The organism is Enterobacter sp. C6 (genome assembly GCF_008122455.1).
Lineage (GTDB): Bacteria > Pseudomonadota > Gammaproteobacteria > Enterobacterales > Enterobacteriaceae > Enterobacter > Enterobacter pseudoroggenkampii.
Window position 1 is genome coordinate 1 of sequence record NZ_QPFW01000136.1, and the last position, 9,676, is coordinate 9,676.

At 57.0% G+C, this 9,676-nt stretch carries 11 protein-coding genes; 6 read left to right on the plus strand and 5 right to left on the minus strand.

Translation table 11 applies throughout. From position 1 onward, the window contains the following. On the minus strand, window positions 1–438 hold a 438-nt coding region (locus DOU50_RS02570), incomplete at its 3' end, for an MFS transporter (RefSeq protein ID WP_148768726.1). A 107-nt stretch (window positions 439–545) separates the two neighbouring features. Here DOU50_RS02570 and DOU50_RS02575 point away from each other — a divergent pair. Next, window positions 546–1,415: a helix-turn-helix transcriptional regulator gene (locus DOU50_RS02575; RefSeq protein WP_148768727.1), complete on the plus strand. Its 870-nt coding sequence runs from the start codon at window positions 546–548 to the stop codon at window positions 1,413–1,415. Window positions 1,416–1,565: 150 nt separating this feature from the next. Further along, window positions 1,566–2,168, plus strand: coding sequence for a hypothetical protein (locus DOU50_RS02580; RefSeq protein WP_148768728.1), 603 nt, complete (start codon window positions 1,566–1,568; stop codon window positions 2,166–2,168). A gap of 27 nt (window positions 2,169–2,195) precedes the next feature. Here DOU50_RS02580 and nfsB read toward each other — a convergent pair whose 3' ends face one another. The 3 genes from nfsB to DOU50_RS02595 form a co-directional block, all read right to left on the minus strand. Next, window positions 2,196–2,849 (minus strand): oxygen-insensitive NAD(P)H nitroreductase, encoded by a 654-nt coding sequence (nfsB, locus tag DOU50_RS02585; RefSeq protein WP_024906901.1) that lies wholly within the window; start codon window positions 2,847–2,849, stop codon window positions 2,196–2,198. A 120-nt stretch (window positions 2,850–2,969) separates the two neighbouring features. Further along, complete coding sequence (locus DOU50_RS02590) at window positions 2,970–3,338, minus strand: MmcQ/YjbR family DNA-binding protein (RefSeq protein ID WP_024906902.1); 369 nt, start codon at window positions 3,336–3,338, stop codon at window positions 2,970–2,972. Next, the gene (locus DOU50_RS02595) at window positions 3,328–3,918 is read right to left on the minus strand and encodes a TetR/AcrR family transcriptional regulator (protein WP_024906903.1); all 591 of its coding nucleotides are present in this window, start codon (window positions 3,916–3,918) and stop codon (window positions 3,328–3,330) included. The genes DOU50_RS02590 and DOU50_RS02595 overlap by 11 nt, the downstream gene beginning before the upstream one ends. A 190-nt stretch (window positions 3,919–4,108) precedes the next feature. On the opposite strand from DOU50_RS02595, the gene DOU50_RS02600 reads away from it, so the two are divergent. Next, window positions 4,109–5,212 (plus strand): MBL fold metallo-hydrolase, encoded by a 1,104-nt coding sequence (locus tag DOU50_RS02600; RefSeq protein WP_148768729.1) that lies wholly within the window; start codon window positions 4,109–4,111, stop codon window positions 5,210–5,212. Between the two features lie 32 nt (window positions 5,213–5,244). Next, window positions 5,245–5,586, plus strand: a complete 342-nt coding sequence (locus DOU50_RS02605) for a RamA family antibiotic efflux transcriptional regulator (RefSeq protein ID WP_010428317.1) — start codon at window positions 5,245–5,247, stop codon at window positions 5,584–5,586. 54 nt (window positions 5,587–5,640) lie between these two features. Here DOU50_RS02605 and DOU50_RS02610 read toward each other — a convergent pair whose 3' ends face one another. After that, on the minus strand, window positions 5,641–5,889 hold the full coding sequence (locus tag DOU50_RS02610) for a DUF1158 domain-containing protein (protein ID WP_013097677.1): 249 nt from the start codon (window positions 5,887–5,889) through the stop codon (window positions 5,641–5,643). Window positions 5,890–6,368: 479 nt separating this feature from the next. Here DOU50_RS02610 and DOU50_RS02615 point away from each other — a divergent pair, with 479 nt between their 5' ends. Together DOU50_RS02615 and DOU50_RS02620 are read left to right on the plus strand one after the other, a co-directional pair. Continuing rightward, window positions 6,369–9,077, plus strand: coding sequence for a cation-transporting P-type ATPase (locus DOU50_RS02615; RefSeq protein WP_148768730.1), 2,709 nt, complete (start codon window positions 6,369–6,371; stop codon window positions 9,075–9,077). Between the two features lie 106 nt (window positions 9,078–9,183). Continuing rightward, window positions 9,184–9,676, plus strand: a 493-nt coding sequence (locus tag DOU50_RS02620) for an efflux RND transporter periplasmic adaptor subunit (RefSeq protein ID WP_148768731.1), incomplete at its 3' end; no start/stop codon positions are given.

The window sequence follows — 9,676 nt, forward strand, 5'->3', positions numbered from 1 at the left end:
AATCCCGCCGATGCCGCCGAACAGGCTGATGGCTTTTGCATGCGCCGTACCTTTCAGCGTCACGTGCAGCGTGGCAAGAATTTGCGGCATGATCAGTGCGGCACCCGCGCCCTGAACGATGCGCGCGGCGAGCAGCTGTTCAATGTTCCCCGCCATTCCGCACAGCAGCGAGGCCAGACCAAAGCTCGCCACACCCCACATAAACAGACGGCGACGGCCAAAATTATCCCCCAGCTTGCTGCCGAGCGCGAGGCAGACGGCAAAGGCCACGCCGTAGAGCGCGACGATCAGCTCCAGCTCGGTGGCGGTAGCGTGCAGTGAATGGGTAATGGCGTCCAGCGCCACGTTGGTGATTGAGGTATCAATCATCGGCAGCATCTGGCCGGTTAACAGCAATATCAGGCCAGCGCGACCCGGTGAAACAACTGACGTATTCATGGTAACTCCATTGCGTCATTCAACAGATGGTCGTAGCATCTACCATCAGATAAACGGGTACCAGTTCTTGCTTATACTGGTACTGGCACTACCATGCAGGGGGATTTATGGCGCTGATGTCTGAACCCGTCGTCTCACTTCAGGATGACACCCGAAAACAGCTGGGGGCATTTTTACGCGCACGGCGTGAAAGCCTCGATCCGCAGCGCTTAGGCCTGCCGCGCAGCGGTCGCCGCCGCACGCCCGGTCTGCGTCGGGAAGAGGTAGCGATGCTCGCTGACGTGGGCGTAACCTGGTACACCTGGCTTGAGCAGGGCAGGGACGTCAATCCGTCCAGCGCGGTGATGGCGGCCGTGGCAAAAGCGCTGCAATGTACTCCGACCGAGGCCCGGCATCTGTTTGTGTTAGCGGGTTTGCCGCCGGGTGAGGCGCCGCAGGCGGTCTGCTGCGAGGGCATCAGCGAAGGCACACGCCGCCTGCTCGACACCCTGCTGCCAAAACCTGCCAGCATCCAGAAACCCAATTTCGACATCGTGGCGTGGAACGACAGCTTCGGCCACCTGATGGGGGTGGATTTCAATGAAATCCCGCCGGAAGACCGCAACTGTATTTACCTGTTCCTCACGCATCCGGCGTGGCGCGCGCGCCTCGGCAGACGCGACGATGTGCTGCCCATTTTTGTCTCCTATTTCCGCGCGGCGATGGCCGAGCACCGGGCCGACCCGCTGTGGGAAGCCAAACTGGCGCGCTTCTTTGCGGTGTCCGAAGAGTTTAAAACCCTGTGGCACCAGCGTAACGACGTGCGCGGCGTGGAGAATCAGCTCAAGCTGTTTACCCATCCCGAGCTGGGGGAGTTTACGCTGCAGCAGATGTACTGGTATTCCGCGCCGCGAAACGGGTCGCGTTTGCTGGTATATCTGCCGGTAGATGAGGCAGGAGAGCGGGCGATGGCGTGGCTGGCGGCGCAGGGGAAATAGTTTTTTTGCGAGGGGCTTTCAGGGAGTAAGAGCCGATTCTGCTAAGTGGATGAGATAGGTGTAAGGTGGGTTTAACTTAGCCAGTCGACTGAATCGACATCATTTCGATGAGGTGTTAAGTCGTCTATACTCACGCCATGAGAAACCACCATGTCGCCACTGATGATTGATTCCGCAGATTTCAGCCAAAAATTAGGCCTTATCTCCCGCAACGTGGAACATACTGAAGCGTTTCTTGCGCGGGGCACGGTGGATTTTCATCTGCCCGGATTTATGCTGCCGGTGGGATATCGCCTGTTAAAATCGCGCTACGGTGATGAATATCGTCTCGTCACCACCGACGACGGAAAACCCTATACGACGTATGCCGTTAAGTTGACGTTTCATAAAGAAATTACCTTTCCCCACGGGGCTGCGACACAGGTTATGGTCTGGCGTACGCCACGCGCTGTCCATCAGCGGGTAATCAGTGGATTACCCCAATCCTTCTTCCAGTGGGTGCTAAGCGAATACGACATTGTGGTTTCTGACAGCGAACAAACCGGTGACGGACAGCGGTTTTGGTTACGCATGATCGACTGGGCGTTCAGCATGAATTATCGGATAAGCGTGGCGGACGGTACGGTAGGTGAAGAGTGGCACTTAACACCGGTGAGTTCATACGCCGAGCTGGAGGAGCGCTGGATTACGTTTGCCTGGGGATACGATCGCGACGTGCATCCACATCGCAGGTTAGTCATTAGTAAAGCGTAACGGGCCGCACAGAGCGGCCCGTGTTGATTAGCACTCAGTCACAATCGTGCTCAGCGGCAGGCGAGATTTCGGCAGCGTGGCGTTGAAATCTTCCACGCTGTGATGCCCAACCGGCACCACCACCAGGCTGGTGAAGCCCTTCTCTTTCAGGCCAAACTCTTCGTCGAGAATAGCGGCATCGAAACCTTCAATCGGTACCGCGTCCAGGCCCATTGCGCCCACGCCCAGCAGGAAGTTGCCGACGTTCAGGTAAACCTGCTTCGCCATCCACTGGTCGTCATCTTTCAGATCCACGCGGTGCATGTCGGCAAAGTAGGTACGGCCCTTATGGTTCGCGGCTTTGGCTTCCGGGGTGTTGAAGCGACCGTCGGCTTCTTCCTGATCGACAACGCGCTCCAGCCAGGCATCGTCCATCGCGGTTTTCGCGCAGAACACCACCACGTGAGATGCATCCAGCATTTTGCGTTCGTTGAACACATAGGTGCCTGCCGCGGATTTCGCCACCCGCGCTTTTCCTTCCTCGGTGCTGGCCACAATGAAGTGCCACGGTTGGGAGTTGGTGCTGGACGGGCTGTACTGCAGCAGGGTTTTGATTTTTTCCGCTTCTTCCGCGGTCAGTTTTTTGCTTGCGTCGAACGCCTTGGTGGAGTGGCGTTTCAGGGCGACAGAAATGATATCCATAACAACTCCTGGTGATGAAATTCGCCCGCTCGCGGGCGCGAAAGGAAAGCAGATTACCGCGCGAAGCGGCAAAAGATAAGTGCAATTCGAGCGCTTAATCTGTTCGTCTCAGACGAACAATCAGACTGGCCTAATCCACTTCTGGTCTTTTTTCGGCAGCTTATCCACCACCAGATGCCAGGAGTCATTAATGAGGTCGGTAACCAGTTCCGGCGTCACGTCGTCAGTGCCGTAAAGGGAAATCCAGTGCTTTTTACTCAGATGGTAGCCGGGTTCTACCCCGCGGTAGATCTGCTGGTTTAACAGTGATTTCTCCGGGTCTGACTTCAGGCTGACGTGCGGCCGCCCGTGCGCGACGGCCACAATCATGAAAATTTTTCCGCCCACTTTGAAGACGTCAAACTCCGGCCCGAACGGCCAGCAGTGTTCGGTGAACGGCAGTTCCAGGGCCACACGCATAGCGTGCTCCTGTAAGGCTTTACTCTCCATTGGCGTCCTCATACGCAAGCCCGCGCCACATCACCTCAAAGCCGAGCGCTTTAAAATCAACGGCGCGGGACGGATCGCGGGTGGCAAATTCCATCGTGCTTTCAGCCAGCGATAAGAAAAGTGCATCGCCAAACGTTTTAAATTCATCCGACATAAACACCGGGCGCACCGAGCGGCGGCACAGCTCATGGAGTTCCGGGAACATATCTTTCACCGCCTGTTCAGTTTCGACGCTCAGCTTTTCACTGACGCCAATCTGGCGGATCGCCGCATGAGAAACGGGGTTACGTATACCCCAGTCCACATAGCTGTTCCAGATATTGCGGGTATGTTCTTTAGGCAGCGTGATGGTGCGATCGAGGTTCGCCAGCATGGTCTGGCAGAGATCCTGCTTCAGATGCACATAGAGGGCATTCAGCAGATCGTCTTTCGTAGCAAAGTAGCGGAACAGGGTACCTTCGGCGACGCCCGCCTTACGGGCAATGAGCGCCGTTGAGGCGGCGATACCTGACTGTGCAAACGCCGCCGTTGCGGCTTCCAGTAAGGCCTGTTTTTTATCTTCACTCTTCGGACGTGCCACTAAATTGTTCCCCCTGTCAATGATTAAAACCCTGATTGAAACACGTGCTTTGACACGCTGCAACGCGGAATGTCAAAGATCGAAAACGTCTTGACGACTTTATCATCATATCTATAATGAGTGCTTACTCACTCATAATCAAGTTTACCCTGCGCACGCTATCGGATGGGGCGCGTTTTCGGGTCAGGATATGAAAAAACCTCTCTTCATCTGCGTGGTGTTAATCATGATTATTGCTTCAGCCGCGAGTTTACCGTTTGTTCTGAATGCCGGATTCGGCCAGCCGCCGCAGGGTGAGCAGCTCACTGAAGTGGAGGCCTCCCCTCAGTATCGCGAGGGGAAATTCCACAATACGCTGCCGACGCCGGGTTATAACGGTGACAAAAACATGCTGGTCGCGATGTGGGAATTTCTGACCAAAAAAACCGAAAACGCCCGCCCGGCCCGGCCGCTTCCGCTGGTGAAAACCGATCTTGCGAGCCTGCCGCTGGAGCAGGACACCCTGGTGTGGCTCGGTCACTCCTCGTGGTACCTGCAGCTCGCGGGCAAACGGATCCTGATTGACCCGGTTCTTGGCAACTATGCCGCGCCGTTCTCGTTCCTCAATAAGGCCTTTGCCGGCGAGTATCCGTGGCGCGCTGAACGCATGCCGGAGATCGACCTGCTGATTATCTCGCACGATCACTACGATCATCTGGATTACGCCACCATCAGGGCACTACTGCCAAAGGTGAAGCGGGTGGTGACGCCGCTGGGCGTGGGATCCCACCTGCGCTACTGGGGAATGAAGCCCGAGATTATTGACGAGCGCGACTGGAACCAGTCGGTACGCATCAGCGATGAATTGACGGTGCATGTTCTGCCAGCACGTCACTTCTCCGGGCGCGGCATTAAACGCGATCGCACCCTGTGGGGCAGCTTTATGTTCGTTACGCCAGATCAGAAGATTTACTACAGCGGAGATTCCGGTTACGGCCCGCACTTTAAGGCTATCGGCGAGCAGTTTGGCGAGGTGGATTTAGCCATTATGGAAAACGGTCAGTACGACCAGGACTGGAAGTACATCCACATGCTGCCGGAGGAAACGGCGCAGGCCTCGGCGGATCTGAATGCGAAAGCCGTGGTGCCCGGACATAACGGACGCTTCGTGCTGGCGAAACACGCCTGGAACGATCCGCTGATCCAGCTGGCAAAAGCCAGCAAGGATAAAAATTATCGGCTGCTGACGCCGGAACTGGGCGAGCCCGTTCGGGTAAGCGACAGCGCACAAACCTTTCGTGCGTGGTGGGAATAATGTTTAAGCGAGAAGCAGAGGGGGACAGCAGTATGACCATTTCCGCTCAAGTTATCGACACTATCGTCGAATGGATCGACGACAATCTGCATCAGCCATTACGTATAGAAGAGATTGCCCGCCACGCGGGTTACTCGAAGTGGCACCTGCAGCGGCTGTTTATGCAGTACAAAGGGGAGAGCCTCGGGCGCTATATTCGCGAGCGCAAGCTGCTGCTGGCGGCGCGTGACCTGCGTGAATCCGACGCTCGCGTGTACGATATCTGCCTGCGCTACGGGTTTGACTCGCAGCAGACGTTTACCCGCATATTTACCCGCACCTTCAACCAGCCGCCGGGTGCGTACCGTAAAGAGAACCATAGCCAGACACATTAACATGTCGCGTGCAGGCCGGGTAAGGCGTAGCCGCCACCCGGCTTTTTTATGGGCTCAGGACGCCAGTGAAAACCAGCGTCGCCAGACGAAACGCAGCACGAAGAATTCAATCGCCCCGAGCAGTAAAAACCACACGCAGAACAGAATGGTGTAGAGCTGGTTAAGATCGACCATGTGAAAGGTCTGAACCAGCTTTTGCGCCAACACCAGCCCAAGCGAAGGCGCAGGGAGCAGCAGGCACGAAAGCAGGGCCAGCAATAAAATGCCGCCTGCGGTGAGCAGCGATTCTAGCGGGTGTTTCATCGTAATGTTAATCGTCAGTTAAAAATGTCATTGTCCGGCATTCTGTAACGTAAAGCAATATCAGCCCCGCTGGCCTTTTTGAATAAAACAAAGACATTATTACTGCGAATTAATAACAACATACGACCCGGCGTTTATATTAATATCGCGTTATGTAAATAAACGTCCGCATCAGGGAAATAATTTTACAAATGTATAGGTGCTATAACCAATTAACGTGGCAATAACAATGGCCGCGATAACGTATAACACCAGTCTGCGCCCGCGATAAATACCCCACATGGTTCCCCCTCGTTTAGTATTGGTTTAGAAATATTTTGTAAAAATCAGGTCATCGAAATAGTTTTAATCAGTTTTGAATAACCGAGAAGTCATTATATTGCGGTAGATCAATTTTACCCGCAAGACTTTAAAATGAATTTATTTAAGCCCGAAAGGAATTCAGGCTTCAGTTCACCGGATATTGAAGGAAAAATACGATGACCGAAAAAAAATTGTCCCCAAACATGCCGCCTTCCGGCGGGCTGGCATACCAGCAGACCGCAGAGCAGGTGCTTGCGCACGCGCAGAGCAAGGCCAGCGGTCTGGATCGTGCAGAGGCGCAGGCGCGTCTGCAAAAAACAGGGCCGAACGCGCTGCCGGAGAAAAAAGGTAAACCTGCCTGGCTGCGTTTCCTGGCCCATTTTAATGATGTGCTGATTTATGTCCTGCTGGCCGCCGCCGTATTAACGGCAATAATGGGCCATTTGGTGGATACGCTGGTTATTTTAGGCGTGGCGGTAATCAATGCCTTAATTGGCCATATTCAGGAAAGCAACGCGGAAAAATCCCTGAAGAGTATTCGTAATATGCTCGCCAGCGAGGCGCGCGTTATTCGTAACGGTAACCATGAAACAATCCCCACAACTGAAATAGTCCCGGGCGATATTATTGTATTACGCGCGGGGGATCGTATTCCGGCGGATATGCGTTTAATTGAAGCGCATAATTTACGCGTGGAAGAAGCGATTCTGACCGGTGAATCCACCGTGGTGGATAAACACGTTAATCCGCTGAGCGGTGAATTACCGCTGGGCGATCGTACCAACATGGTCTTCTCCGGGACGACAGTCAGCGCGGGCGGCGGCGTCGGTGTGGTCACCGCGACCGGTCAGGATACGGAACTCGGCCACATCAACCAGATGATGGCGGGTATCGAAAAGCACCGCACGCCGCTGCTGGTGCAGATGGACAAGCTGGGTAAAGCGATCTTCGCGATTATTCTGGCGATGATGGCCGCGCTGTTTGTCTTCAGCCTGGTATTCCGCGAAATCCCAATGGGCGAGCTGCTGCTCTCCCTGATTAGCCTGGCGGTCGCCTCCGTACCGGAAGGTCTGCCGGCAATTATCTCCATCATCCTCTCCCTGGGCGTGCAGGCGATGGCGCGCAAGCGGGCGATTATCCGCAAGCTGCCGACGGTTGAAACCCTGGGCGCGATGACCGTGGTCTGCTCGGATAAAACCGGTACCCTGACCATGAACGAGATGACGGTTAAAGCCATCATCACCGCCGACGCCTGCTACCGTGTGGATGGCAACAGCTACGAGCCGGTGGGCAACATATACCTGGAAGGCAGCGACGAGCCGGTACAGATCCAGCCGGGTACCGTGCTGGAGCAGTACCTGCGCACTATCGACCTGTGCAACGACAGCCAGCTGATTCAGGATGAGCGCGGCCTGTGGGGCATCACCGGCGGCCCAACCGAGGGCGCGCTGAAGGTGCTGGCGGCGAAAGCCAGCCTTGAGCCGGTGATGAGCACGCTGGTTAACAAGATCCCGTTCGACTCGCAGTACAAGTACATGAGCACCCACTACCAGATTGGCGGGGAGGAGCAGATCCTGATCACCGGCGCGCCGGACGTCATTTTCGCTCTGTGCGCCGAGCAGCAGACCCGCAACGGTGCGGAAGCCTTCAACCGCACGTACTGGGAAAGCGAGATGGAGCGCTATGCGCGTCAGGGGCTGCGCATGGTCGCCGCGGCGTTCAGGCCGGCGAACGGCGAGCAGGAGCTGACGCACGATGACCTGAGCCACAGCCTGATCTTCCTCGGCATCGCAGGGATGATGGATCCGCCGCGTCCGGAAGCGATTGACGCGATTAACGCCTGCCAGCAGGCGGGGATCCGCGTGAAGATGATCACTGGGGATCACCCGCAGACGGCGATGAGCATTGGCCAGATGCTGGGGATCACCAACAGCGAGCAGGCGGTCACTGGCTACGAGCTGGAGAAGATGGACGACGCCGCGCTGGCGGACGCCGCGGTGAAGTATGACATCTTCGCCCGTACCAGCCCGGAGCATAAGCTGCGCCTGGTGAAAGCGCTGCAGGACAAAGGTGAAATCGTCGGCATGACCGGTGACGGCGTGAACGATGCCCCGGCACTGCGTCAGGCGGACGTGGGTATCGCGATGGGCATCAAGGGTACGGAAGTGACCAAAGAGGCGGCGGATATGGTCCTGACGGACGATAACTTCGCCACCATCGCCAGCGCGGTGAAAGAGGGGCGTCGCGTTTACGACAACCTGAAGAAGACCATCCTGTTCATCATGCCGACCAACCTGGCGCAGGGGCTGCTGATTGTGATTGCGCTGCTGGCGGGGAACATCATTCCGCTGACGCCGGTGCTGATTCTGTGGATGAACATGGCCACCTCCGCCACGCTCTCCTTCGGCCTGGCCTTTGAGGCCGCCGAGCGCAACATCATGCGCCGTCCGCCGCGTCAGACCGGGCAGCACGTGATGGACGCCTACGCCGTCTGGCGCGTGGCCTTCGTCGGCACCATGATTGCCATTGCCGCCTTTGCGCTGGAGGCCTGGCTGGCCCCGCGCGGCCACAGCGCGGAGTTCATCCGCACCGTGCTGCTGCAGATGCTGGTCTGCGCCCAGTGGGTGTACATGATTAACTGCCGCAATACCGAAGGGTTCTCCCTGAACCGCGGCCTGCTGGCGAATAAAGGGATCTGGCTGGTGACGGGCGTGCTGTTCCTGCTCCAGGCGGCGATTATCTACCTGCCGTTTATGCAGATGCTGTTCGGTACCGAAGCCCTGCCGCTGCGCTACTGGTTTGTGACCCTGGCCGTTGCAGGCGTGATGTTCTTCGTTGTCGAAATCGAGAAGCGACTGACCCGCAGGTTCCGTAAGTCTGCATAACTAAAACCTTACCCCTCACCCTAACCCTCTCCCTTGGGCTCGGTTTTCTCCCTCTCCCCTTTGGGGAGAGGGCCGGGGTGAGGGGAAACAACGCTGAGGTACTCCCATGAAACTCCCGGTCCTGTTTGCACTTCTTGTCAGTACCCTGCAACCCGTATTCGCCGCCGCCATTCCCGTGCGCATCGCCACCGTGGAGCAGACCGGCCATGCCGCCGAGCGCCAGATCCCGGGCCGCATCGAAGCCATCCACACCGTTGAGCTGCGCGCCCGCACGGAAGGCGTGATTACCCAAATCCACTTCCGCGACGGGCAGTACGTGAAAAAAGGCGACGTGCTGTTTGAGCTGGACGACGCCGAGCCGCGCGCCGCCCTGCGCCTGGCGCAGGCCGAAGTGAGAAGCGCCGAAGCCACGCTACGTCAGGCGCAGCAGCAGCTTTCCCGCTTTGAAAGCCTGGGCAGCAGCAACGCCATCAGCCGTCACGACGTGGACAATGCCCGCATGCAGCGGGACGTGGCGAGCGCCGCGCTGGAGCAGGCCAAAGCCCGCCTCGACACCCGCAGCGTCACCCTGAACTACACCCGCATCGCCTCGCCGATTG